This window comes from Streptomyces sp. NPDC104202 (assembly GCF_055584185.1).
This window is the reverse complement of record NZ_JBVJMN010000004.1, coordinates 36,438-61,173: the sequence shown is the minus strand read 5'-3', so window position 1 is coordinate 61,173 and position 24,736 is coordinate 36,438. Positions and strand designations below refer to the sequence as shown.

The following is a 24,736-nucleotide window of genomic DNA, read 5'->3' as shown; positions in this document are numbered from 1 at the left end:
CTCAGGCACCGCCTTCCGGTCGTACGGTGCGGCGCTCGACGCGCCGTTCGGCGGCGGGGTCGCCGGGGGCCACCCGGACCACGCGCTGGACGAAGACGCCGGGCAGGTGGATCTCGTCGGGGTCGAGCTCGCCCGGGGCGACGAGGTGGTCGACCTCGGCGACGGTGATCCGGCCGGCCATGGCCGCCAGGGGGTTGAAGTTGCGGGCGGAGGAGTGGAAGACCAGGTTTCCGTGCCGGTCGCCGGCGGCCGCGCGGACCAGCGCGAAGTCGGTCGTGATCGCCTCCTCCAGGAGGTACGGGCGGCCGCCGAACTCCCGCGTCTCCTTCGGCGGCGAGGCGACCGCGACCGAACCGTCGGCCGCGTACCGCCAGGGCAGGCCGCCCTCGCCGACCTGGGTCCCCGTTCCCGCCGGGGTGAAGAAGGCGGGGATGCCCGCTCCGCCGGCCCGCAGCCGCTCCGCCAGCGTCCCCTGCGGGATGAGCTCCACCTCCAGTTCGCCGCTGAGGTACTGCCGGGCGAACTCCTTGTTCTCGCCCACGTACGAGCTCGTCATGCGCGCGATCCGGCCCGCGGAGAGCAGCAGGCCGAGTCCCCAGTCGTCGACGCCGCAGTTGTTGGAGACGACGCGGAGGCCGTCCACCTCGCGCTGCCACAGGGCGTCGAGGAGCGTGCCCGGTATCCCGCACAGACCGAAGCCGCCCACCGCGAGCGAGGCGCCGTCGGGGATGTCGGCCACCGCCTCCGCCGCGCTCGCGACCGTCTTGTCCAGACCCATACGGTCCCTTTCCCTCGGGCACGGGGACGGCCCTGGAGGCCGCCGCCGGTGCCACTCCGAACGACTGGCCGTGAGCCTAGGAAGACGACGGGAACGGAGACCATGTCTGCCCTCCACATACCGATGCCCGCGCAGATGGGGGCCCCGGACTTTCCCCGTGCCGCTGCCGAGGAGACGGGCACGTCGGGCTCAGGAGTGCCGCCCGCCGCGGCCTCGCCGTATGGCATGGGAAACCATGGAGGAGGATGTCTTTGTGGTGGCGGTTCCTATGGGACGGGCTTGGAGGGCTCCCTAGTGTCTCCGGCCATGACGCACACCTTCCCCACCCCAGCCCTCCTGCCGCCGCCCGCGGCCCCGGTCGACCTGGCCGGGCGCACGGCCCTGGTGACCGGCGGCGGCAGCGGCATCGGCCGGGCCTGCGTGCTCGCCCTGGCCCAGGCCGGGGCCTTCGTCCACGTCGTCGACCGCGACGCGGCCTCCGCCGGGGCCGTCGCGGAGATCGCCGGAGGCGCCGCGCACGTCGCCGACCTCGCGGACCCCGGAGCGGTCGACCTGCTCCCGGCCGAGGCCGACATCCTGGTCAACAACGCCGGCCTCCAGCACGTGGCCCCGCTCACCGCGTTCCCCCCGGAGCGCTTCGAGCTGATCCAGAAGGTGATGGTCACCGCGCCCTTCCTGCTGATGCGCCGGATCCTGCCCCACATGTACGCGGGCGGCTGGGGCCGGATCGTCAACGTCTCCAGCGTCCACGGACTGCGGGCCAGCGCCTACAAGTCCGCCTACGTCGCCGCCAAGCACGCCCTGGAGGGACTGAGCAAGGTCGCCGCCGTCGAGGGCGCGCCCCACGGGGTGACCAGCAACTGCGTGAACCCCGGCTACGTCCGCACCCCGCTCGTCGAGGGGCAGGTGCGGGACCAGGCCGCCGCCCACGGCATCAGCGAAGGCGACGTCCTGACGAACGTCATGCTGGCCCGCTCGCCCGTCAAGCGCCTCCTGGAGTCCGAGGAGGTGGCCGCCGCCGTCCTGTGGCTCTGCGGCCCCCACTCCGGATACCTCACCGGGGCGTCCCTGCCGCTCGACGGCGGCTGGACGGCGGGCTGACCCGAGACCGCCCCGGGAGCCTGTCCCGTCCGGGGCCCGTCCTTCCCTCCGGCGCCCCGGGCGGACGGCGTCGCGGCCGGGTCCGCTCGCGGTGCGCCGGTCAGACGTAGGTGACCGTCACCTGCTCGAAGCCGAGCGCGCGCAGCAGGCCCTGGAACATGGCGGTGGTGTTCCGTTCCGCGCGGGACGTCAGGTCCGACTCCCGGGCGGCCTCGCCGATGTGGCGGGCGGCGAGGACGTTGACGGCCCGTTCGCTCGCCGGGTTGTCGGAGAACAGGTCGCCCAGCCGGTCCAGCAGACCGCGCTGCTTGGACACGGCGTAGGACTTCTCGGGGTCCAGGGCGGGGGAGGCCAGCCGGGCGTGCGGCAGGCGCAGGGTCACCGTGGTCCGCTTCGTGTCGACGGTGACGGCGTCCTTCCCGACGCCGCCGAGTTCCACGTAGGCGGTGACGCTGCCGGTCGCCACGTACAGCGTGCGGGTCCCGCGGATGGCGTCCGGCAGGTAGCGGGCATCGTGCTCCAGGTCGACGACGACCTGGTAGGTCCCGGCCGCACCCTCGTAGCGGTGCATGTCCTGGACGGACCTGAGGACGGCGGGTCCGGAACGGTCCTTCACCTCGGTGCCGAACACGTCCAGCCCCGGCAGCCGCAGGACCTGCCCCACCAGCAGCAGGGCGAGGGCGAGCACGAGCAGGACGACGGCGGCGAGCGGCCATCGCCGTCCGGGTCGTTCCGGCCGGCTTCCGAGGGGCGAGCGTCTGTTCGCGGTGTCTTCTCCCATGGGCGGCGGGTGCCCCGGAGTGCCCGGACTCATGCCCAACCAGCCCTCGGGAGACTTCTGTTGGCACCTGGAGTGAGGGGAGGGGCGGTGGGGGCGGGCCCGTCGGAAGCCGCCGTCACCGCACCAGTTCGGAGGCGATCAGATCCATGAGCAGCCCGTCGTGCCAGCCGCCGTCCGCGTCCGCCTCGTACTGCCGCATCACGCCGACGGGGCGGAAGCCCGCCTTCTCGTAGCAGCGGATCGCGGCGAGGTTGTCGGCCGCCGGGTCGATGACGAGCCGGTGGTGACCCACGTCGTCGACCAGATGGCGGGCGAGGGTGCGGACGGCGTCGGTGCCGAGCCCCCGGCCGTGCACCGACGGGTCGAGGTACAGGTCGATCCCCGCGTGCCGGTACTCCGGATCCTCCTCGGCGTACCACTGGATCATCCCGACGACCCGGTCGCCGTGGAGCACGGTCAGGCAGTGGGTGGAGGGGTCCGCGAGGTCGGAGGCGACCTCCGCCGCCATGTCGTCGCCGCCGCGCCACCGCGCCCGGACCTCCGGGGTGGTCCGGATGGCGGCCAGGGCGGGCACGTCCCCGGGTCCGGAAGGGCGCAGGACGACGCCGGCACCGCGCAACTCGTTCATGCGCACCAGCCTGCCCCGTGGGCGGCCCCGCAAGCCACCCCGGGCACGAGGTGACCCGCCCCGCCCTCCCGGCGCACGCGCGGCACCGGCACCCCCGGCCGCCGGCGCCGCCGGGCTCCCGTCGTGCCGGGCGCGGCCGCGCGGGCGATCCTGGGGAGATGGGTGGCTCGTTCCCGCGACGGCTGCCGCCCGCCTACCGGGCGGCGGCGCGCAGGGCGCTGCGCGTCACGATCGCCGCCGGGGCCGGGTTCTACGTCCTGCTCTACGGCTTCGACCTGGCGGTCGGCGCCACCTACGCGCTCTTCGGCGCCATCGCGATGGCCGGGCTGTCCCGCCTCCCCGGCTCCGGGCGGCAGCGGGCCACGCTGCTGGTGGGCGTGGTGCCGGTGTGCTGGGTGCTGATCACGCTCGGCACCTATCTGTCCGTGCGGACGTGGAGCGCGGTCCTCGGGATGCTGGTCGTCGGGTTCGCCCTGGCGTTCATGGCCGTCGGCGGGCCCCGGTTCGCGGGCGCGGCCACCGGGCTGCAGCTGATGTACATCCTGCCGTCCTTCCCCCCGTACGACCCCGGCTCGCTGGGCGAACGCCTCGCGGGCGCCACCTTCGGACTCGCCCTGCTGATCGTCGCGGAGCTCACGCTGCTGCCCGAACCGGCGGCCCTGCCCTACCGCGAACGGGCCGCCCGGGCCGCCGACGCCGCCGGCCGCTGCGCGGAGCGGCTGCGCACCGCCCCGTACACGCTTCCGGAGGAGGTGCGGCGCACGGCCCGGTCCCTGAGCACGGAGCTCCGCTCCTCCCGGGTGCCGGAGGCGGAACGGCCGGCCGGAGCGGGGGTGCGGCAGAGGGCGCTGGCCCACACCGGCCTGGCGACGCGCACCCTGCTCGGCCGGCTCGCGGTGCTGCCGCCGCCCCCGCCGGACGCGGCGCCGCCCGCGGAGGCGGTCGACGGGGCCGTGGCCGGCGACGCGGGGGAGGCCGGGGCGCACGGCTCCGGCCCGCTGCGGGCGGTCGCGGAGGTCGCGCGGGAGACGGCCGCCCGGCTGCGCGGCGGAGCGCCCGACGGACGGGCGCACGACCGCCTGCGGCAGGCGCGCGGGGCGCTGGCGGCGACCGGGGACGGGTCGCCCGCCGCGCTGCGCCGGAGCGCGGCGCTCCTGGAGGTGGCGGACGCGGCGCTCGCGATGTCCACGGCGGCCGACATCGCGATACGGGGCCGTGCGGCCGACCCGCCGGCGCCCGGCCGGTTCTGGTACGTGCGGGAACGGGCGCCCCGCCTGTGGTGGCGGCGGCTGTCGGGCCACGCGGGCGGCCGGTCGGTCTTCTTCCAGAACGCGGTACGGATCAGCCTGGCCCTGGCCGCCGCCCGGCTGATCGCGGGCATCGACAGCCTCCCGCACGGCTTCTGGGTCCTCCTGGCGACCCTGACCCTGACCCGGACGACGGTGCGCGAGACCCGGACGACGGAACGCAGGGCGCTGACCGGCACCCTCGTCGGCGCGCTGGTCGCGGCGGCGCTGCTGGGCTTCGTCGGCACCGACATCGAGGTGTACGCGGTGGCGCTCCCGCCGCTGATGCTGGTCACCTTCACGCTCGGCCCGGTGAAGGGCGTCGGCTGGGCGCAGGCCCTCTTCACCGTCGTGGTCGCGCTGGTCTTCGCGCAGCTGGCGCCGGCGACCTGGCAGCTCGCCGAGTTCCGGCTGCTCGACGTGCTGACCGGCAGCGCGATCGGGGCCGTCTTCGGGCTGCTGGCCTGGCCGCGCGGCGCCCACGACGAACTGCGGCGGTCGGTGGCGGTGCTGCTCCGCGTCGTCGCGGAGATCGTGGTGGCCACGACGGCGCAGATCGCGGCGGGCGGGCGGCGCGTCCCGGTGGTCACGGCCCCGGGGCACCGCAGTCTGCAGCACGCCCTGGTGATGGCCGAGTCGGCGTACGCCCAGTACCAGAGCGAACCCCGGGGGCCGGGCCCGCCGCCGGCCCACCGCGCGGACTGGCAGGCCGCGCTGATCGCCGGCCACCACACGCTGTGGGGCGCCGACCGGCTCCTCGTCCCGGCCGAACCGGTCGTCGTCCCGCCGCTGGGGCCGGAGGCGTCGGAGGCGCTCGTCCGCACCGGGGACCGCGTCGCGGCGGGCATGCTGCTGACCTCCGCCCGCATGGACCCGACCGGCGACACCACGGAGACGCCGGTGCCGCTCCACGCCCCGAGCGCCTCGGCGACCATGGAGGCCGATCCGCCCGGCGCACCGCGCGCCTACTACGCGACGGTGTCGTGGCTGGCGTCGTTGACGACGGACCTGGAGCGGCTCGTGGCGGAGACCGGCGCCGGGACCGGTACGGACGGGGAGCGGGCCCCGGCCCCGGTAGGGGACGCCGCCGGGGGCGGACGGAGGGAGCAGCCGGGGCGCCCGGTGTAGGACGGACCGGGCGCGGTCGTCACGTCCCGTCGACGAGGTGCTGGATGCCGGGGGCGTAGAGCTCCGCGAGCCGCGCGGGGGTGGTGTGGGCGGTGGCGCCGTCGGGGCGGTGGAGACTCAGGGTGGCGCCCAGGCCGAGGAGCTGGCCGGCGACGAGCTCGGCGCGCAGACGGGCGTCGGGACCGGCGAGGAGGCCGGTGAGCCGGTCGGTGACCTGCTCGCGGAAGCGGGCGCGCAGCAGGGTGCGTTCGTCCTCGATGCCGAGGGAGAAGACGACGCGGAGGAGCGGGTCGCCGCGGAGCCGGTCACGGAGGTCGACCATGGTCAGGACGAGGTGCCGGCCGAGGTCGGGAAGCGGGGCGGCGAAGAGTTCGGCGGCGGCCGGGCGGAAGTCGACGACCGTGTTGAACAGGACCTCCTTGCTGCCGAACCGTTTGACGATCAGGGACGGGCTCACCCCGGCGGCGGCGGCGATGCCGCGCATGGTGACCTCGGCGTACGGCTTGAGGGTGAACGCCCGCCGTGCGGAGCGGATGATGGCCTCGCGCCCGGTCTCCGGGCCCGCGTCCCCGGCCGGTCCCGCGGCGTCCCGGCGTCCGTCGGGCGCGCCGGAGCGGTCCGCTCCGTCGGTCGCCGGGGCGGTGGGTTCGTCGGCGGTGCTCATGCGTTCCCTCGGGCGGCGCGGGTGGGCGGTGACACCGCGACCGTACCGTCCGCCCGGCCGCCGTCGCGCGGGGCGTCCCGGCGCGGGCGGTCGGAGGGCAGGAGGAGGGTCGCGACGAGGGCGGCGAGGGCCGCGCCGGCCGCGATCAGGAAGATCAGCAGATACGCGTGGAGCGTCGGCGCGGTGCCGCCGGCCGTCACGAAGGTCAGATGGGCCAGCACCGCGGTCACCACGGCGCTGCACCCCGCCTGCCCCACCGAACGCATCAGCGTGTTCAGGCCGTTGGCCGAGGCGGTCTCGCTCACCGGCACGGCCCGCATGACGAGGGCGGGCAGCGCGGAGTACGCGATGGCGGTGCCGCAGGCGACCACGGTGGCGCCGGCGACGATCAGCCAGAGGCTGTGGCTGGTGAAGAAGCGCACCACGTAGCCGAGGGCCATGACGACGGCCGCGAGCCCGAGCGCGGTGCGCGGCCCGTACGTGGCGGAGATCCGCGCCGAGAGCGGGGAGAGGGCCACCATCGCCAGCCCGCCGGGCAGCAGGCACAGACCGCTGACGACGATCGACGCCCCGAGTCCGTAGCCGGTGCTCGTCGGCTCCTGCACGAGCTGCGCGGTGACCAGGGAGTTCGCGTAGAACGCGAAGCCGATGAGGAGGGCCGCCAGGTTCGTGAGCAGCACCGCGGGCCGGGCCGACACCCGCAGGTCCACGATCGGGGACGGGGTGCGCAGCTCGTACCGGCCCCAGAGCAGGGCGACGGCCGCCGAGGCGCCGAGCAGACCGAGCGTCAGCGGCGAGGTCCACCCCCAGCCCGAGCCCTGCGTGATCGCGAGGAGCACGCCGACCAGCACCGCGGTGAGGCCCAGCGTGCCCGGGACGTCGAAACGTCCCGGCGAGCGCACCGCCGACTCCGGCACGATCCACAGCACGAGCGCCAGGTCGAGCAGGCCGAGCCCGGCGGACGCCCAGAACATGGTGTGCCAGTCGAAGTTCTCCGTCACGACGGCGGCCAGGGGCAGCCCGACGGCCGCGCCGATGCCGAGCGTCGAGCTCATGAGCGCGATCGACGGCAGGACGCGCGCGGCGGGCAGTTCGTCGCGGATGATGCTGATGCCCAGCGGGATCACCGCGAGGGCCGCGCCCTGGAGGGCCCGGCCGGCGATCAGCACGCCGATCTGAGAGGTGACCGCGCAGAGCACCGATCCGAGGGTGAGCACGCCGAGCGAGGCGAGCAGCACCCGCCGCTTGCCGTACATGTCGCCGACCCGGCCGAGCACCGGCGTGAACACCGCCCCGGTGAGCAGGGTGACCGTCACGAGCCACCCCGCGGCGCCCGCACTCGCCCCGGTCAGTTCCGGCACATGCGGCAGCAGCGGCACGACGAGCGTCTGCATGACCGCCACGACCACGCCGCAGAAGGCCAGGACGGGGACGACGAACCGGGCACGAGGGGCGCCGGGTGTCGCGCCGGAGGCGGGTATCGCGGGGTTCATCGTGCTCCAGAGCCTGTGCGAGAGGGGGGGAAGGGGGGGTGCACATCTGTTCACCCCCAGGGTAAACAAGTGTGCACCCCCTGCCAAGGCCGTCGGTCCCCGCATCCTCCGGCACCCGGTTCCAGCCGGGCCGGAGCCCCGCTGGAGGACGGGGCGGGAGCAGCGGATCCCCCGCCCCGGACGCGGCATCCGCCCCGCCGGCGCGGGGTGCCCGCGCGGACGTCCTCCGTGCCCGTTCGTCCGGTCGCCGGTCACTCCCGGCCGGGCGGTGGGCTACGCTGCGCCCGCCATCGACCGGAGCGAAGGGCGGCGCCGATGCGGGAGAGCGTGGAGCGGCGGCACCGCCGGATCCTGCGCGTCGTGCGGGAGCGGGAGAGCATGCGGATCGGCGAACTCGCGGCGGAGCTGGGAGTGTCCGTGGAGACGGCCCGGCGGGACGTGGCCGCGCTGGCGGACGTGGGGCGCGTACGGCGGGTGCACGGCAGCGTGACGTGGCCGACCGCGCCCCTGAACGCGCGGGACGCCAGGCTCGTCCGGCGCGGTGCGCCGCGGAGGCCGGCGGGACCGGTGCTGGGCATGGTGGTGCCCGTCTCCGACTACTACTTCCGGGCGGTCATCCAGGGAGCCCGGCAGGCGGCCGCCGACGCCGGGGCGCGACTGCTCGTGGGCGTCACGGACTACGCGGCGGACCGCGACCTGCGGCACGTCGCCACCCTGCTCGACGCCGGGGTCGACGGCCTGCTCCTCGCGCCGAGCTGGACCGTCGGCGGCCCCACCGCCCAGGAGGCCGCACGCTTCGCCGAACCCGACGTGCCCGCCGTGCTCGTCGAGCGGCGCATCCCCGTCGGCGTCCCCGGCGCCCACCTGGACCGGGTCGTGTCCGACCACGCGGGCGGGGCGGCCCTCGCCGTGCGGCACCTGGCCGACCTCGGACACGGGCGCGTCGCGCTGCTCGCCCGGCACACCCACACCTCCCCCGCGGTGCGCGCCGGTTACCTGTCCGCGGTCCGGGCGCTCGGCCTCCCCGAGGACGACCTCTCGCCCGCGACGACCGCTCCGCGGGGACATCCCGACGACGCCGGCCGGGAGCGGCTCCTGGCCCTCGTCGAGGCGGGGGAGGTGCGGGCCGGGCTCGTGCACACCGACATCGACGCCATGAACCTCCTGCAGTGGCTGACCGCCCGCGGCGTGCGGGTGCCGGAGGACTTCGCGCTCGTCTGCCACAACGACGAGATGGCCGCCCTCGCCGACGTGCCCCTGACGTCCGTCAGCCCGGCGACCTTCGCGGTCGGCGAGGAGGCCGTCCGCCTGCTGGTACGACGCCTGGAGGAGCCGGACGCGCCGCACTCCGCCGTCGAGTGGCTGCCGCGGCTGGTGATCAGGGAGTCCTGCGGCGCCGGAGGCGCGCCCGGGGCGCCGCTCCCGGGCCCCGGCCGCCCGCGACGGCAGCCGCGCTGAGGCGCGCCCCGGCCCTCTGCGGGGCGCCGCCCCGTGCGCCCCCGCCCCGCCACCTTCGTCCGGCTCGCCCCGTACGCCCCGCCCCGCCACCACCCGGCGCGAGGCTGCCGCCCCGCCCTCTCCCTGACCCGCCGTCATCCCGCCCGGCCCCTCGCGGCCCCGGACCTCGCCGCGCCCGGCCACAGCCCTGCCCGGCCACCGCCCTGCCCGGCCACCGCCCTGCCCGGCCTCGTGCCCCAGGCCCCCGCCGGCCCGGACTCGCCGCCCTCACCCCCCTCACTGACCGAAAACTGCCCGATTCCCCGCCGTCCCTTGACGGGGAGAAAGCGCTTGCAGAGGCTGCCGTCCAGGCATCGCGCCCCGACTCCCCCTCCGCAAAGGCTGGTTCCCCATGGCCGCACCGCTCCGCCGCCGCACCTTCCTCCAGGCCACCGGAGGAACCGCGCTGACCCTCGGACTCACCGGCGTCCCGGCCGCCGGGGCCGCCGCGGAGACCGTGGACACCGCGGACCCCCAGGAGTTCGCCGCCCTGCGCGCGACCTGGCGCGACCTCGTCCTGGGCACCGGGTTCAGCCCCACCGCCGAGCCGTTCCGGACGCTCCTGGCGGACCTGGGCCAGACCGCCAGGGCCCATCTGGCGGCGATGGCGCCGACCGATGGCTCGCTCTGGCCCGACGCCGTGTGGCGGGACCCCGAGCCGGACACCGACGCCGAGTCCTACGCCTTCTCGGCGATGATGAACGAGAGCTACAACCGGCTGAGCATCCTCGCCCAGGCATGGGCCCAGCCCGGCACGGGCCTGACCGGCGACCCGGCCGTGCTCGCGGCCGTCCTCACCGGCCTGGACCACCTGTACGCCCGGGTCTACAACGAGCACACGACGCGCTACGGCAACTGGTGGAACTGGCAGATCGGCGGCGCCCAGACCCTGATGGACGTCTGCGTCCTCGTCCACGAGCACCTGCCGGCCGACCGGATCGCCGCGTACTGCCGTGCCGTCGACCACTTCGTGCCGGACTCCGTCTTCGACTCCTACACCGGCACCTCCACCGGGGCGAACCGCGTCGACCTGTGCCGCAGCGTCATCCTGCGCTCCGTCGTCGGCGACCACCCCGACCGGCTCGCCCGCGCGGTCGCCGCCCTCGACCCGGTCTTCCCGTACGTCACCGCCGGCGACGGCTTCTACGCCGACGGGTCCTTCGTCCAGCACCGCAACGTCCCGTACATCGGCGGCTACGGCTCGGTCCTCCACGACGGCGTCGGACGGCTGATGGCCCTGCTGCGGGACTCGCGGTGGCCGGTGGACTCCCCGGACGCTCAGCTCTTCCTGGACACGGTGGAGAACGCCATCGCGCCGTTCGTCCACAACGGGCTGATCATGGACAACGTCTCCTCGCGCGGCATCAGCCGGGCCGGGACCTCCGACCACACACGGGCGCACGCGCTGCTCGCGACCATCGTGCTCGTCGGACAGGGCGCGAGCCCGGAGGAGAACGCCCGCTGGCGCGCCATGGTCAAGGGCTGGATGCTCCGCGACGTCTCCTTCCCGCCCCTCAGGAACCCGAAGCTGAGCCTCGTCCGCGCCGCCCTGCTGCAGGCCGTCCTCGACGACGCCTCGGTGAAGCCGGCCGCCGAGCCGGTGCGGCACCGGCTGTTCCACCACATGGACCGCGCCACCCACCGCCGCCGCGGCTGGTGCGCCTCGGTGTCGATGGCCTCGGAGCGCATCGCCCACTACGAGTACGGCAACGGCGAACACGCCCGCGGCTACCACACCGGCGCCGGCTGGCTCTCCTGGTGGGGCGACGACTTCGGCCTGGACCAGTACACGGACGCGTACTGGCCGACCGTCGACCCCTACCGCCTGCCCGGCATCACCGCCTCCCGCAAGCCGCTGGCCGACGGCGAGGGCGGCAACTGGGGCCAGCCCATGCCGGCCGCCGCCTGGGTCGGAGGCACCACCGACGGCGAGTTCGGGGCCACCGGACAGCACCTGATCGGCCTGTCCTCGACCATGAACGCCAGGAAGTCGTGGTTCTGGCTCGACGACGCGGTGGTCTGCCTGGGCGCGGGCATCACGTCCACCGACGGGTACGCGGTCGAGACGACCGTGGACAACCGGGCCCTCGGCACGGCCGGCGCGCCCGCGCTCACCGTCGACGGCCGCACGCAGCCGGACGGCCAGGGCGTGCGGCGGACCTTCGAGGACGCCCGCTGGGCGCACGTCGCGGGCCACGCCGGCTACGTCTTCCCCCAGGGGATGCGGCTGGGCACCGTACGCGAGGAACGGACCGGCGCCTGGCGGGACATCAACACCGGCGGCCCCGCCACCCCCCTCACCCGCCGCTACCTGACCCTCTTCACCGACCACGGCGCCGACCCGGTGGACGCGGACTACGCGTACGTCCTGCTCCCCGGCGCGAGCGCCCGGACCACCGCCCAGCGCTCGGCGGACCGGGGATGGCTGCGGATCCTCGCCAACACCGGTGCCCGGCAGGGCGTGCGCGTGCCCCGGCTCGGCCTGACCGCGGTCAACTTCTGGAGCGCCGGCTCCGTCGGGCAGCTGTCCGCCGACGCCCCCGCCTCCGTGCTCGTCCGCGAGCACCGGGACGGGACGGCGACCGTCGTGGTCTCCGACCCGTCCCGGCGCGCCACCTCCCTGGAGGTCACCTGGAACCGCCGGGTGTCCGGCGTCCTGTCCCGGCCCGGCTCCGTCACCGCCGCGACGACGGGCTCCTCGCTGAAGCTCGTCTTCGGCGACCTCACCGGGCTCGCCGGCGCGCCCCAGCGGATCCGGGTCCGGCTCGGCTGAGACGGAAGGCCGGTGCGGGGCCCGCGGCGGCCCCGCGGCGGCCGAGGGCCTGTCGTCGAAATCCCCTCGTTGCCCGAAGGGCGGCCCTGCGGCGTCTGGTGCGTGCTCTCGGTGTGCCGGGTGGAAGTGCTCGTACGGGGCGTACTCGCGCTTTCGCCCGGTGCGGCGAGAGCGCGTGCCAGGCGTCGCGGGGCAGAGGGGATGGTGACGACAGGCCTTAGGCGCGCACGGCGGCGTTCCGGAGGCCGGGGCCGGTGGGCCTGTCACCAGGGCACGGGCCCCGCGTCGTCGAAGAAGCCGCCGGTCGGTCCGTCCGCGGGCAGCGTCGCGAGCCGCAGCGCGATCGCCGCTCCCTGGCGTGGGGTACGGACGCCCTGGAAGCCGTTGAGGTCGGTGGCGGTGTATCCGGGGCAGCCGGAGTTGACCAGGATGCCGGTCCCGTCCAGCTCCTTGGCGTACTGGACGGTGAGGGCGTTGAGGAAGGTCTTGGAGGCCAGGTAGGCGGCCGGAACCGGGCCCATGTCGACGCCGGGCGTGGTCTGCAGGGCGAGCGAGCCGACGCTGCTGGACATGTTCACGATCCGCGGCGCCGCCGAGCCGCGCAGCAGGGGCAGCATCGCGTTGGTGACGCGGACGACCCCGATCACGTTCGTCTCCACGACGGCCCGCACCGTCGCGGGATCGACCGTGGCGGGTGTCTGCGGCACGGCGCCGGTGATCGCCGCGTTGTTGACGAGGACGTCGAGCCCTCCCGCGCGGTCGGCGACCAGCTCGGCCGCGGCCGCCGCGCTCGCGTCGTCCGCCACGTCGAGCGGGACGCCGAACGCGTCGGTCCCGGCCGCGCGCAGCCGCTCGACCGCGGCGTCGCGCCGCCGCCGGTCCCGCGCACCCACGCCGACGCGCCAGCCGAGGGCGCCCAGGCCGGCCGCGATCTCGTACCCGATCCCCTTGTTCGCGCCGGTCACCAGCGCGATCGTCTGTCCACTCATGCCGTCCAGCGTGGTGCGGACGGGTGCCGGGCGTCCAAGACCGACCGGGTGGGCGGCGATACCGCACGGATATCGGCCGAGGTGAGCGCCGGATAGCATGACGCCGTGGAGACACGGGAGTTGCGCTACTTCGTCGCCGTCGCCGAGGAGCTGCACTTCGGGCGGGCGGCGCGGCGGCTCGCCATGGCCCAACCCCCGCTGTCGCGCGCGATCCGGCAGCTCGAACGGCGGCTCGGGGTGGAGCTGTTGCACCGCACCGCCCGCGCGGTGGCCCTGACCGAGGCCGGATCGGTGCTCCTGCGGGAGGCCCGGGCCGCACTCGACGCGGTCGAGGCCGCCGAACGCCGCACCCGCCGCGCCGCCGCCGCACCGCACGGCGTCGTGCTGGCCACGAAGGCCGGAGCGGCCGGCGAACTGCTGTCGAAGCTGCTCGACGCCTACGCCGCCGAGCCCGGCGCGGTCGCCGTCGAGGTGGTGCTCTGCGGGCCCGGCGAGCAGGAAGGTCTGCTGCGCGACGGGCGCGCCGACGTCGCCCTGCTCCAGAAGCCCTTCGACACGACCTCCGGACTCGACACCGAGGAACTGCGCACCGAGGGGCAGGTCGTGGTCCTGCCCGCGGGGCACCCCTGCGCCGACCGCCCGCACCTGACGATGGCCGAGGTCACCGCCCTGACGGACCTGCCCCTGCCGCGGTGGCCCCGACGTGACGGGAGCCATCCGGACGGGCCCGGCCCGCAGGTGCGCGACCACACCCAGCTGTTCCAGCTGATCGCGCTCGGACGGGCCTGCGCGGTCGTGCCCGAGTCCCTCCGGGCCCACCTGCGCGACGGCCACGCGACGGTCCCCGTGCCGGACGCGCCGGCCGTCACGACCGTCATCGCCTGGCCGCCGCACAGCAGGTCCCGCGCCGTCGCCGACCTCGTCCGCACGGCGACCCGCCTCTAGGGCCTGTCGTCACCATCCCCTCTGCCCCGCGACGCCTGGCACGCGCTCTCGCCGCGTCGTCGTCGGGCGGCAGGCCGGCGGCCGACACGCTCGCGGGTGCCGACGACGAGCGGGGGACGGCGGGGGCGGCCGTCAGGCGGAGGCCGCCGCGAACAGGTCCTCCTGCGCCTCGTCGAGGATGAAGCCGTTGTCGAGCCGGACGCGGACCGTCACCCGCACCGACCGCTCCCGGTACGCCGTCCAGTCGGCCTCCAGGGCGCCGACCTGCTCCTCCAGCCGACCCCTGCTGGCGGGCGGCATCTGGGCGCCGAAGTCGTCGAGCAGCGACGTGAGCCGCAGGTACTCGCGGACCTCGTGGCTCTGCTCCCGGGTGTGCTCCTCGACCCGCTCGACGGTGCCCTCGGTGCCCGAGGCCAGGGAGAGGAAGCCGGCGACGGGCTCCGCCCCGGTGTCGGGGTCCCCTGCCACGGCGAGCGAACCGGTCAGCCGGACGTCGGCCGCCAGCCGGACGCGCAGGCCCTCACGAAGCGTCATGGTCGTACGGCTCTCTTCCGGGTCACGAGGGGCGTGGGCCCGGGCTGCCGGGCCCGGTCACTCTACCGAGGCCGGTGACCCGGGGCCGGTGACCCGGGGCGGGGCCCGGCCCGGTCACGCGCGGTCGTCGAGCCGGCGTTCCCAGCGGACCTCGCCGTCGTGCCGGCGGTCGGTGGGGGAGAGCCCGGCGGAGCGGGCGACGGCAGCGGAGGCGTGGTGGTCCGGGTGGACGTGGGCGACCAGGACGTCGACCGGGCCGGCGGCGAGCCGCTCGACGAGGGCACCGACGGCCTCCCGGGCGATGCCGCGGCCCTGCCAGGGGACGCCGACGACCCAGGCGATCTCGGCGGTCCGGCCGACGACGGTCGCCTGCACCGTGCCGACCAGACGGTCCTCGTCCCGCAGCCGGACCACCCAGTTCAGCCACGTCTCGTCCGGGCGCGGCGAGCCGGCCGTCATGCGGCGGTAGCGCGCGCGGAGCCGCTCCGCGTCGTCGGGCTCCCCGCCGATGAACGCGTGCAGCCGGGCGTCGCCGAGCACCACGGCCATCTCGTCGGCGTGTTCCACCCGCAGGGGACACAACTGAAGCCGGGCGGTCGGCGGTACGTCCGGCCCGGCGGTGGTCCAGTCGTCGCCGACCATGGATCCGACACCCTTTCAGCGGATACGCGTGAGATGGCTCACCGTACGCGACCCCGTCCGCCGCACGGAGCCCGGCCCCGGGCGGTTCCGTGCCGTTCCGGGCGGCGGAGGCGCCCCGCTCCGGCCGGACGGTCGGGCCGCCGTGAAACCTTCCCGTCGCTTGTACCGTCCTCTCACCTGGGAGTCGGTCGGACGCGCACGGGGAGTGAGCGGTTTTCATGGGGCAGAGCACGTACAGGACGCACATAGCCGTGGCGGCCTCGGCGGTCGGGATCAGCCTGGCGGTGTGGGCCGCCGCCGCGCTGACGGACGTCGAGTCCGCCGCGAGGACGGACGCCGCGCCCGGCGAGCGCACGCCGACCGAACAGGCGCAGAAGCCCGCGCGGGTCCCCGCTCAGCGGGTGCCCGAGGGGATCGCGCACGCGGCCGAGGCGGGCGGCAGGGCCGTGAACATCACCATCGACGACGGGCCCGACCCGCGCTGGACCCCCCAGATGCTCGACATCCTGCGGCAGCACGACGTCAAGGCCGTCTTCTGCATGATCGGCCCCCAGGCCCGGCAGCACCCCGGCCTCGTGAAGCGGGTCGTCGCCGAGGGCCACCGGCTGTGCGACCACACGATGACCCACGACACCGCGATGGACAAGAAGTCCGTGGCGTACCAGCGGCGGCAGATCCTGGACGCCAAGAAGATGATCGAGGACGCGGCCGGGGGAGCGAAGGTCGAGTACTACCGGGCGCCCGGCGGCGCGTTCACCCCGGACAGCCGGCGGATCGCGGCGGCGGCGGGCATGCGCCCGCTCGGCTGGAACGTCGACACCAAGGACTTCGAGAAGCCCGGCACGGCCTCGATCGTCCACACCGTCAAGAACCAGCTGTCCAACGGGCCGACGATCCTCTTCCACGACGGCGGCGGCGACCGCGGGCAGACCGTCGCGGCCCTCCGGCAGGTGCTGCCGTGGCTCAAGCAGCACGGCCACTCCTTCAGCTTCCCGGTGCGCACCGCCCCCTGACGCCCCGCCCCGCCCGGAGCCGGCTCCCGACGACGCGTCAGGACGCCGACCCCTCGCGTGTTACTCACCGGTACGCCATGATGGCGGACGACCATCCAAACGGCCGGGGTGAGGTAGTTGTGACGTCCTACGAGCAGATGACCAGGGTGCACGCGTTCCGGGACGACGCCCTGGGGGAGCACGACGCCGTCGGGCTCGCGGCGGCGGTCCGGCGCCGCGAGGTGAGCGCCGGCGAGGTCGCGCGGGACGCGGCGGAGCGCGTACGGGCGGTCGAGGGACGGCTCCACGCCGTCCAGGCCCACGTCGCCGACCCGGCGCCCGCCGCCGCCCCGGGCGGCCCCTTCGCCGGTGTCCCGACCTTCGTCAAGGACAACACCGACTACGAGGGGCTCCCCACCGGCCACGGAAGCGCCGCCTTCACCCCGCAGGCCGCCCGGCGGCACGCGCCGTTCGCCCGGCAGTTCCTGAGCACCGGCGTCACCGTCCTCGGCAAGACCCGGCTCCCCGAGTTCGGCTTCAGCCCGAGCACCGAGTACGAGGGCGCCGAACCGGTGCGCAACCCGTGGCACACGGACCACTCGGCCGGCGGCTCCTCGGGCGGCAGCGCCGCGCTCGTCGCCGCCGGCGCGGTCCCGATCGCCCACGCCAACGACGGCGGCGGTTCGATCCGGATCCCCGCCGCCTGCTGCGGACTCGTCGGCCTCAAGCCGACCCGGGGCCGGGTCGTCGCCAACGCGCAGAGCGCCCGGCTCCCGCTCGACATCGTCGCCGACGGCGTCGTCAGCCGCTCCGTGCGCGACACCGCCGCCTTCCTCGCCGCCGCGGAGAGCTACCGCCGCAACCCGAAGCTGCCGCCCGTCGGCCGGGTGGAGGGACCGTCGGGTCGACGCCTGCGCGTCGGCTTCCTCCTCGACTCGCCGAACGGCGTCCGCGCGGACGCCGCCACCCGGGCGGCCGTCGCCGACACCGCGGCGACGCTCGAACGGCTCGGCCACCACGTGGCGCCGGTCGAGCCGGTCATCGACCCCCGCTTCACCGACGACTTCCTCACCTACTGGGGACTGCTCTCGTTCCTCATCGGGACCACCGGCCGCACCCTCGGCAGGGACTTCGACCGCCGGCGCATGGACGGACTCAGCCGGGGCCTCCACGAGGCGTACGTGCGGAACTGGCGCCAGACCCCGGGGGTGCTGCGCCGGCTGAGGCGGACCAAGGTGGCGTACGCGGCTGCCTTCCGCGGCTTCGACGTCCTGCTCTCCCCGGTGCTCGCCCACACGCCCCCGCCGATCGGGCACCTCAGCCCCGAGGTGCCCTACCCGGAGCTCGTCGAGCGGATCCTGCGGTACGTGGCGTTCACCCCGCTCGACAACATCGTCGGCACCCCGTCGATCGCGGTGCCCGCCCCCGCCGCGACCGGGGAGGGGCTGCCCGTCGGCGTCCTCTTCTCCGGCCGCCCGGGCAGCGAACGCACCCTCCTGGACGTCGCCTTCACCCTGGAGGCCGACCAACCCTTCCGCCGCATCCAGGACGCCTGACGACGCTCCCGGCCGGACGTGGAACCGCGGGAGACGCCTCCCCGCCTCCCCGGGAACCGTCCGGAGTCCCGCCCGGCCCGCGGGCCGGGCGCCCCTACGTCCCGGACACGCCCTGGAGCGCCGGCCCGGGAGTCCTCTCCGCCGGGGTCCGGCCGAGGCGGCGGACGGCGGGCACGGCGAGCATCACGCCGATGCAGAGGATCCCCATGACGGAGGAGAAGAGCAGGACGCGGTCGGCGCCGTAGGCGTCGGCCGCGGGGCCCGCCAGGACGCGGCCCAGCGGGATCACCATGATGGAGCCGGCGATGTCGTAGGCGGACACCCGGCTCAGGACGGCCAGCGGGATGTGGGACTGCACGCTGGTCGCCCACATCACGCCCCAGAAGGCGAAGCCGCAGCCCGCGACGGCGCCGGTGAGCGCCGTGACGGTGAAGGACCAGCCGAGCGCCGGGGCGAGTGGGTTGAGCGTGAAGAAGAACATGGCGCAGGCCCCCGCGACCAGCGGGCGGCCCGGCCGGACCCGCATGCCGAGCAGGCCGCCCACGATGGTTCCGGCGCCGTCTGCGGAGGCGATCCAGCCGTAGCCGCTCGCCCCGTGCTGCTCGGTGAGCAGGGCCGCGCCCAGCGGCAGCGACGGACCGAAGACGAACAGCCCGTACACGGCCCACACGACGATGACGCCCCACAGCCAGGAGCGGGAGCGGAACTCGTGCCATCCCGTGGCCAGCCTCCGCAGCAACGGGTCGTCGCTGTCGTCCCCTTCGTCCCCGCCCGCCCGCAGGCCCCGCAGCGACAGCAGGCCGAGCGCGCTGAGCGCGTACGCCGCCGCGATGACGAGGAAGGACCCGGCCGTGCTCCAGTAGGCCGCGAGGAGCCCGGCGAGGCCGGGGCCGAGGAGCGTGCAGATCGCCTCGGCGATGCGCAGCAGCGCGTTGGCCCGCTGGATGTCCTCGGCGACCTGGGGGACCAGGGCGGCCAGGCCGGGCTGGAACATGGCCGTCGCGGCGCCGCTGACCGCCATCAGCGCCATGACGTGCCAGAGGCGCACCCCGCCCCCGCCGAGCAGGGCCGCGAGCGTGAGCATGGCCGCCATCCGCACCGCGTCGGCGCCGACCATCATCACCCGGGGCGTGAACTTGTCGGCCAGCGCGCCGCCGAACAGGATGAGCAGCACGATCGGGGTCATCCAGGCGGCCAGCGCGTACCCCACGCCGCCGGCGCCGTACCCCGCGGCGAGGACGCTCGTCGTGATCGACACCATCAGCATGCCGTCGGCGAGGAGCGACGTGCCGCGGGCGGTGAAGAAGAGCCGGAAGCGCGGGGAGCGCCACGGGCTGGGCAGGGCGTCCGGCGCCGGCCGGACGGTCACGTCATCCATCGTCATGTCACCACTGCCGGTCGCGACCGGAGCCTTCCGTGAGTAGGGGGCGCCGCAGCCACGCGCTGTCGGCGTCGGTGTCCTCCGGCGGGTCCCCGACGATCACGTACCGGCGGGGGGCCAGCACTCCGGGACGGCCGGGCAGGGCGTCCATCAGGGCCGCGTGGGCCCGGGCCGGTGTCAGCGGAGCCCCGCCGGCGGCGACGTACGCGGTGAGGACCGGTCCGCCGCCGTCCTCGTCCGGGTCATCGCCGGGCGGCGGCGTGTCGAGGCGGACGTGGACGGGCACGCCGCCGAGGGCCCGGCTCAGGGCGTCCGCCACGGCGGGGCGCGAGACCCACGAGCCGTCCACGAGGCTCCATTCCGGGCCCCGTTCGACCGGCCGGACGCCGGTGACCGCGGTGAGCCGGTCGAGCGGCACGTCCTCCTCGGCGGCCGCCTCCAGGAGCCGGACGAGACCGGTGAGGAAGTCCTCCGCGGCGGCCCGCGGGAACAGCCCGGGGTCCGCCCACAGCGACAGGTGCAGCAGCGGGTCGGCCTGGTGGACGAAGGCGAGGAGGCGGGTCGGCAGCACCTGGTCCGCGCCCCACTCCAGTGCCAGCTCCGGCCCGTCCGCGTCGGCGGGGGCCGGCGGGGCCCCGGCGGGGAGCGTGCTGACGTCGTTGAAGACGACGTCGCGGGTGAAGCGGCTGCCGCGCTCGAAGGTGGTGCGTCCGATCATGTCCCAGAGGGCGACCGCGTCGAACCGGCTGTGCCGGTAGGCGTTCAGCGCCGCGCCCCACGCCTTGCCGAGCAGCGCGTCGAAGGTCGGGACCCGCACGTCGAGGCAGAGCAGCGCGTCCTGGGACAGGGTGTTCACCGAGCGGGCCAGCCGCGGCAGGAAGCGGTTGGAGGTCGGCACGGCCGTGACGCAGGCCGTCTGTCCGGCGCGGTGCGCGACGAGCGCGCACCAGGCGGTCAGCAGCACCGTGGCCGGCAGGCCGCCGGTCCGCTCCGCCACCCGGGCCAGCGCGCGGGCGCCGCGCCGCGAGCGGAGGGCCAGGCACGGCACCCGCACCTCCGCGCCGTCGGCGTCCGGCTCCGCGAACATGGCCTGGGGACCGGTCCGGACGATCCGCTCCCAGTGGTCGAGCGCGGCCCGGGACCTGCGCACTCCCGCCGGTGCGGCCTCGTCCGCCGCCAGTTCGAGCGGGGTCAGCGCCGTGACCTCCGGCAGCCGTTGGCCGGAGAGCAGGGCGCGCCACTCGTCGTGGAGGACGGCGAGCGCGCCCACGTCGGTCACGGCGTGGCTCGCGGCCAGGGCGACGTACGCCGGAGCCCCGGCCACGGTGACGAGGGAGATCCTGAGCGGGAAGTCCCTCTCGAGCCGGAAGGGGTCGACGCGGCCCGCGCGGGCCAGCGCGTCGGCGTATCCCGACGGGTCGGTCGGCGGCGCGTCGTGGTCGAGGACGGTGACGGTGAACGTGCCCTCGCCCGCCACGACCTGCTCGCGCGGGACGCCGCCGTCCGGGGCGTCGGGGAAGGTGGTGCGCAGGCCCTCGTGCCGGACGGCCAGGGCGCGCAGGGCGTCGAGCGCCGCCCCGGTACGGGTCCCCGCCGGCACCGGCCAGACGTCGTGGATGTTGATCTGCACGGGTTCGTCGCGCAGGACGCACCGGATCATGTTGGCCTGCCCCATCGTGACGGGACCGCGGCGCGGTGCGCCGCCCGCGTAGGCGACGGTGACCGTGCGGGTGCTCTGCGGGCGCGCCGGCCCGTCGGCGGTCACCGGCACGGGACGGGCGGGGTCGGCCGGGGGCCCGTGAGGGGCCGGGGGCGGCGGGTCATGCGAGGCCTTTCGCGGACGGTGCGGAGCGGATCAGGGGTTCCCAGACGTCGATGAGGAGGGCGAACTCCTCCATGTCCCGCCGTGCCTCGTCGAGGAGGAGGCCGGCGCGGGCGGCGAGGAGGTCCGCCACCGCGGCGTAGCGGCCGCCCAGCGTGCGGTAGGAGCGGTCCAGCACGTCGAGCCGCGCCGCGTTCTCCGCCGGGTCCAGCCGGGTGCTCTCCCGGACCAGGGCGGCGACGGCGGGGGCGCGGACGAGCCCCCGGTCGTCGAGCAGCGTCTCGCCGGCCTCCGCCATGCGGGCGTACACGGTGTTGAGGTACGCCGAGGCCAGCAGGAACTTCGCGAAGCGCAGCTGGTAGGCGAGGAAGCCGTCGTCGGAACGCCGTTCGCCGGTATGGAAGTTGACGATGTGCCGGTTGTGGAGCACGCCGGGCAGCCGGGCGTCGCGCACCAGGTGGACGAGGAAGTAGTCGGTGCCGAGGGTGTCGGTGGCGGGGGGCAGCGGCACCCGGCCGTAGACCGCGCGGTCGAAGCCGATGTTGCACATGTCCACGCGCATCGGGCTGACCTCGGTCAGGGTGGACCGGTCGGCGGTGAAGGGGGCGGTCCCGGCGCCGCGGAAGGACTCCTCGATCAGGTTCCGGCGCCAGATCTCCGGATAGCCGTCGGGCACCGAAAGCCCGACGACGTCGTGGTAGACGGCCGGGTCGAGGCGGCGGATCTCCTCGACGTCCACCGACATCTCGCCGACGAACGAGGCGCCCACCATGGCCACGTTCCGGTCCGCGCAGGCCGGGTCCAGTCTGCTGCGGGTCACCAGGCCCGCGGCCTCGGCGGCCGGCCGGCCGAGGGAGGCCAGCTCGTGGTGGACGGGGAAGACGGGCGCGCCGTCCGCGCACTGGTAGCGGCTGTCGGAGTCCCGGCGGTGGACCGAGGCGCACCCGAGCGCCTCCGCGACCAGGAACGCGCGGTCGGTGCAGGCGCCGTAGGACACCCGGTCCGGCAGCAGCAGGCCGAGGACGCGCTCGGGGCCGGCGACGCCGGACCGGGCGATCACGTCCCGGAGGAAGGCGCGCTGCGCGTCCTCGTCGAGGTGGTGGACGACGACGCCCGGCGCCGCCGGCAGCGCCTCGACCGCCGCGCGGTGCCGGGCGAGCACGGGCGCGTCCGAGGAGTCCAGGATCACGAGCCGGACCTCGACGCCGAACCGCCGTGCGCCGTAGGCGGCCTCCTCGGCCACGGCGGCGATCGTGTCGGGGCAGGAGCGGTGGGTGGGAAGGGTCAGGCAGACGCGGCGCACGCCGGCTCCCCGCTCCGCGGTCCGGGCACGGGCGGGGCGGAAGCGGCGGGGGCCGCGGCGGTCGTGGCCGCGGTGGCCCGCCCGGCGGGGTCGCCGGCGCCCGTGTCGTCCGGCTCGTGCCACGAGGTGAGTCCGAGGAGGCGGCTGCCGAGGGGCGAGAGCGCGGCGGTGGGGTACCGCTTCGACTCGTGCAGGACCGGGTCGCCGACGAGGGTGCGGTTCCAGCGCGGGGTGCGCAGGTGGCGCCAGGAGTCGACCCGGGACTTCCGCAGCCGCTCGTGTTCTTCGAGCGCGGGCATCATGGAGAGGTACTGGACGGCCCGCACCCCGTCCGAGGAGACGTTGCGCGCCACGCCGTGGGCGAGCAGGCCGTTCCAGATCAGCAGGTCTCCGGGGTGGAGTTCGGGGCGTACGACGGGGAACTCGGCGCGGTCGACGTCGGGCCGGAGCGGGTCGCGGTCGGCCGGGCTGCCGGTCCTCCACTCCTCGAACCGCCGGAACAGCTCGGGGTCGCACTGGAAGCCGCCCGTCTCGGGCGTGGTGTCGTTGAGCGCGATGATGCCCTGCACGCGCTGCGGCGGGACGCCGAGCGTGGTGTCGATGTCCCAGTGCAGCTCGATGTCGAAGCCGCGGTCGCGGGCCTCGATCAGGGCGCGGTCGCGGTTGCGGACGTTGGGCGGGTTGAGGTTGAGCCGGTCCAGGGTGACCCACAGCTCCTCGCAGTCCCACACGTCGACGAAGGCGTCGTACACGCGGCGGGCCTGGCGGTTGTCCCAGAGGAGCTGGTGGTGGTACGCCTCCACGAAGCCGTACACGTGGAGCTGGCGGTCCAGGTCCGAGCGGAACGGCCGGTCCTCGTACCAGCTCTCCGGGCGGTGCGGGTCGAGCCCCTGGAAGTCCCAGGTGAAGTCGAGCAGCCGTCCGGCCACGGCCGCGGGCACGGCCTCGCGGACGACGACGTAGCCGTACGTCTGCCAGTGCGCGAAGTCCTCCTCGGAGAGGACCCGCAGCGGGCGGGACTTGGTGAGCTCCCGCAGGGTCGTCTGCGCCAGGTAGGACTCGCCGTCGGCGCTGAAGTACGGGCGGTCCGTGGCGGCCCGGTGGAGGAAGGGGCGCCGCGGGCGGCGGTCGGCTGCGGGTGTCGTCATGTGGTCCCTCCGAGGCGGGGGTCGAGGCCGGCGGAGCCATGTCGTTGAGCAGAATTGGTGTAGACCATCGGTCCTGTCAAGTCGGCTCGCGACATGCGCAGTTGTGTCGTCTTCGTGTGGAGAAGGGGGTTCGGCGGAGGGGTGCGGATCAGCCTGCGCGGGGCCGACTTTGGTCTAGACAAGTCGCGAGAAGCTGGCCTAGTGTCCCCAGGGGCGGCCCGCCACCTGAGGGGGCGTCAGTCGACCCGTGCCCCGCGCGCCGCGGGTCGACGACGCCTCCGTGCACGGGCCGTCCCAGCCGCCCGCGCGGCCCCCCGGCGCGGGGAGGCCGGCCGGCGGGCGCCCGCCCGGACCGGCCGTCCGGCACGCCCGCCGAAGACCTCGACTGTTCGTCCACGCCCAGAGGGAGCGGTTTCCATGAGCACACCCGGCACCACGGCCTTGCCCGACGGCGGCCTGAGGAACCCCGGTGCGGGACTGATCACGCTGGACCCGGTCCACACCGCCCTGCTGCACGGCCTGGACGGGCTGCTGACCGGGCTCGCCGCCCGGCTCTCCGCCCCCGAGGTGACCGGCCCCCCGCTCCTCTCCGTGGAGAGCCTCGCGCGGCTCGACTTCTTCCGGAACTTCCCCCATCTCGGCGTCTCCGCGGGGCGGTTCACCCCCGAGGCGCTCGACGGCCTCGCGGCCGGCGAGGAGCCGGGCGGCCTGCCGCTCCGGCCCACCGGCTACCTCCTTCCGTCCGCCACCTGCTACGGCCTGCTGCTCTCCCTGGAGGGCCGGGACGTCGGCGACGGCGGGCTGCGGCTCTCCGCCGCCGGCCGCTGCTTCCGCAACGAGACCCACTACGACGGACTGCGCCGGCTCTGGGGCTTCCACATGCGCGAGGTCCTCTACCTCGGCACGAAGGACGGAGCCGTCGAACACCTGGAGAGCGGCGCCGCGTTCGTCCAGGAGCTGGCCGTCCGGCTCGGCCTCGACCTCACCCGGGCCACCGCCGACGACCCGTTCTACGACAAGGGCGGATCCCGTGCCCGGCTGATGGCGCTCGACCCCGTCAAGCACGAGTTCAGCGCCCCCGACGGCACGGCCATCGCCTCCGTCAACCGCCACCGCAACTTCTTCGGCGAGCGCCTGGACATCCGCGCGGGCTCCCACGGCCCCGCCTACAGCGCCTGCGTCGCCTTCGGCGTCGAACGCTGGGTCCACGCGATGATCCTCGCCCACGGCACCCCCGAACGCGCGCTGGAGCACGTCCTCGACGCCGCCCGGCCCTGACCCCGGCGCCCTTTCGC

At 75.4% G+C, this 24,736-nt stretch carries 20 protein-coding genes; 8 read left to right on the top strand and 12 right to left on the bottom strand.

All coding sequences use genetic code 11. The features are described 5' to 3' along the window. Nucleotide 1: 1 nt before the first annotated feature. Nucleotides 2-778, bottom strand: coding sequence for a CoA transferase subunit A (locus ACZ60W_RS04120; protein ID WP_469753793.1), 777 nt, complete (start codon nucleotides 776-778; stop codon nucleotides 2-4). Between the two features lie 306 nt (nucleotides 779-1,084). Between ACZ60W_RS04120 and ACZ60W_RS04115 the strand changes: the two genes are divergently transcribed. Beyond that, nucleotides 1,085-1,879: a 3-hydroxybutyrate dehydrogenase gene (locus ACZ60W_RS04115; protein WP_469753792.1), complete on the top strand. Its 795-nt coding sequence runs from the start codon at nucleotides 1,085-1,087 to the stop codon at nucleotides 1,877-1,879. 100 nt (nucleotides 1,880-1,979) lie between these two features. Here ACZ60W_RS04115 and ACZ60W_RS04110 read toward each other — a convergent pair whose 3' ends face one another. Both ACZ60W_RS04110 and ACZ60W_RS04105 read right to left on the bottom strand, forming a co-directional pair. Next, nucleotides 1,980-2,660, bottom strand: a complete 681-nt coding sequence (locus ACZ60W_RS04110; RefSeq protein WP_469753791.1) for a DUF4230 domain-containing protein — start codon at nucleotides 2,658-2,660, stop codon at nucleotides 1,980-1,982. A 115-nt stretch (nucleotides 2,661-2,775) separates the two neighbouring features. Beyond that, nucleotides 2,776-3,288, bottom strand: coding sequence for a GNAT family N-acetyltransferase (locus ACZ60W_RS04105; RefSeq protein WP_469753790.1), 513 nt, complete (start codon nucleotides 3,286-3,288; stop codon nucleotides 2,776-2,778). 158 nt (nucleotides 3,289-3,446) lie between these two features. Between ACZ60W_RS04105 and ACZ60W_RS04100 the strand changes: the two genes are divergently transcribed. Then, the gene (locus tag ACZ60W_RS04100; RefSeq protein WP_469753789.1) at nucleotides 3,447-5,702 is read left to right on the top strand and encodes an FUSC family protein; all 2,256 of its coding nucleotides are present in this window, start codon (nucleotides 3,447-3,449) and stop codon (nucleotides 5,700-5,702) included. Nucleotides 5,703-5,721: 19 nt separating this feature from the next. On the opposite strand, the gene ACZ60W_RS04095 is transcribed toward ACZ60W_RS04100, so the two are convergent. Both ACZ60W_RS04095 and ACZ60W_RS04090 read right to left on the bottom strand, forming a co-directional pair. Beyond that, nucleotides 5,722-6,366, bottom strand: coding sequence for a TetR/AcrR family transcriptional regulator (locus ACZ60W_RS04095; protein ID WP_469753788.1), 645 nt, complete (start codon nucleotides 6,364-6,366; stop codon nucleotides 5,722-5,724). After that, nucleotides 6,363-7,859 (bottom strand): MFS transporter, encoded by a 1,497-nt coding sequence (locus ACZ60W_RS04090; protein WP_469753787.1) that lies wholly within the window; start codon nucleotides 7,857-7,859, stop codon nucleotides 6,363-6,365. The genes ACZ60W_RS04095 and ACZ60W_RS04090 overlap by 4 nt, the downstream gene beginning before the upstream one ends. 315 nt (nucleotides 7,860-8,174) lie before the next feature. Here ACZ60W_RS04090 and ACZ60W_RS04085 point away from each other — a divergent pair, with 315 nt between their 5' ends. Together ACZ60W_RS04085 and ACZ60W_RS04080 are read left to right on the top strand one after the other, a co-directional pair. Next, nucleotides 8,175-9,317 (top strand): LacI family DNA-binding transcriptional regulator, encoded by a 1,143-nt coding sequence (locus ACZ60W_RS04085; protein ID WP_469753786.1) that lies wholly within the window; start codon nucleotides 8,175-8,177, stop codon nucleotides 9,315-9,317. A 391-nt stretch (nucleotides 9,318-9,708) separates the two neighbouring features. Continuing rightward, nucleotides 9,709-12,129, top strand: a complete 2,421-nt coding sequence (locus ACZ60W_RS04080) for a polysaccharide lyase 8 family protein (RefSeq protein WP_469753785.1) — start codon at nucleotides 9,709-9,711, stop codon at nucleotides 12,127-12,129. 263 nt (nucleotides 12,130-12,392) lie between these two features. Here the strand turns inward: ACZ60W_RS04080 and ACZ60W_RS04075 are convergent, their stop codons facing one another. Further along, nucleotides 12,393-13,118: an SDR family NAD(P)-dependent oxidoreductase gene (locus ACZ60W_RS04075; RefSeq protein WP_469753784.1), complete on the bottom strand. Its 726-nt coding sequence runs from the start codon at nucleotides 13,116-13,118 to the stop codon at nucleotides 12,393-12,395. Between the two features lie 105 nt (nucleotides 13,119-13,223). On the opposite strand from ACZ60W_RS04075, the gene ACZ60W_RS04070 reads away from it, so the two are divergent. After that, nucleotides 13,224-14,063 carry a LysR family transcriptional regulator gene (locus tag ACZ60W_RS04070; protein WP_469753783.1) on the top strand — a complete coding sequence of 280 codons (840 nt, stop codon included), beginning with the start codon at nucleotides 13,224-13,226 and terminating at the stop codon, nucleotides 14,061-14,063. A gap of 132 nt (nucleotides 14,064-14,195) precedes the next feature. Here the strand turns inward: ACZ60W_RS04070 and ACZ60W_RS04065 are convergent, their stop codons facing one another. Beyond that, complete coding sequence (locus ACZ60W_RS04065; RefSeq protein ID WP_469753782.1) at nucleotides 14,196-14,597, bottom strand: hypothetical protein; 402 nt, start codon at nucleotides 14,595-14,597, stop codon at nucleotides 14,196-14,198. 114 nt (nucleotides 14,598-14,711) lie between these two features. After that, entirely contained in the window at nucleotides 14,712-15,239 is a 528-nt protein-coding gene (locus ACZ60W_RS04060) for a GNAT family N-acetyltransferase (protein WP_469753781.1), read from the bottom strand. Between the two features lie 218 nt (nucleotides 15,240-15,457). Here ACZ60W_RS04060 and ACZ60W_RS04055 point away from each other — a divergent pair, with 218 nt between their 5' ends. Together ACZ60W_RS04055 and ACZ60W_RS04050 are read left to right on the top strand one after the other, a co-directional pair. Further along, nucleotides 15,458-16,252, top strand: coding sequence for a polysaccharide deacetylase family protein (locus ACZ60W_RS04055; RefSeq protein WP_469753780.1), 795 nt, complete (start codon nucleotides 15,458-15,460; stop codon nucleotides 16,250-16,252). Between the two features lie 137 nt (nucleotides 16,253-16,389). Then, nucleotides 16,390-17,787, top strand: coding sequence for an amidase (locus ACZ60W_RS04050; RefSeq protein WP_469753929.1), 1,398 nt, complete (start codon nucleotides 16,390-16,392; stop codon nucleotides 17,785-17,787). A 94-nt stretch (nucleotides 17,788-17,881) separates the two neighbouring features. Here the strand turns inward: ACZ60W_RS04050 and ACZ60W_RS04045 are convergent, their stop codons facing one another. Genes ACZ60W_RS04045 through ACZ60W_RS04030 form a run of 4 tightly spaced genes read right to left on the bottom strand, consistent with a single transcriptional unit; the run spans nucleotide 17,882 to nucleotide 23,441 of the window. After that, nucleotides 17,882-19,171: an MFS transporter gene (locus tag ACZ60W_RS04045; RefSeq protein WP_469753779.1), complete on the bottom strand. Its 1,290-nt coding sequence runs from the start codon at nucleotides 19,169-19,171 to the stop codon at nucleotides 17,882-17,884. Between the two features lies 1 nt (nucleotide 19,172). After that, nucleotides 19,173-20,939: a condensation domain-containing protein gene (locus tag ACZ60W_RS04040; protein ID WP_469753778.1), complete on the bottom strand. Its 1,767-nt coding sequence runs from the start codon at nucleotides 20,937-20,939 to the stop codon at nucleotides 19,173-19,175. A gap of 49 nt (nucleotides 20,940-20,988) precedes the next feature. After that, on the bottom strand, nucleotides 20,989-22,293 hold the full coding sequence (locus ACZ60W_RS04035) for a DUF6271 family protein (RefSeq protein WP_469753777.1): 1,305 nt from the start codon (nucleotides 22,291-22,293) through the stop codon (nucleotides 20,989-20,991). Beyond that, nucleotides 22,275-23,441 (bottom strand): phytanoyl-CoA dioxygenase family protein, encoded by a 1,167-nt coding sequence (locus ACZ60W_RS04030; protein WP_469753776.1) that lies wholly within the window; start codon nucleotides 23,439-23,441, stop codon nucleotides 22,275-22,277. Before ACZ60W_RS04030 ends, ACZ60W_RS04035 begins: the two co-directional genes overlap by 19 nt. A 417-nt stretch (nucleotides 23,442-23,858) precedes the next feature. Here ACZ60W_RS04030 and ACZ60W_RS04025 point away from each other — a divergent pair, with 417 nt between their 5' ends. Next, nucleotides 23,859-24,719 carry a class-II aminoacyl-tRNA synthetase family protein gene (locus ACZ60W_RS04025; RefSeq protein ID WP_469753775.1) on the top strand — a complete coding sequence of 287 codons (861 nt, stop codon included), beginning with the start codon at nucleotides 23,859-23,861 and terminating at the stop codon, nucleotides 24,717-24,719. The last annotated feature ends 17 nt before the right edge of the window (nucleotides 24,720-24,736 follow it).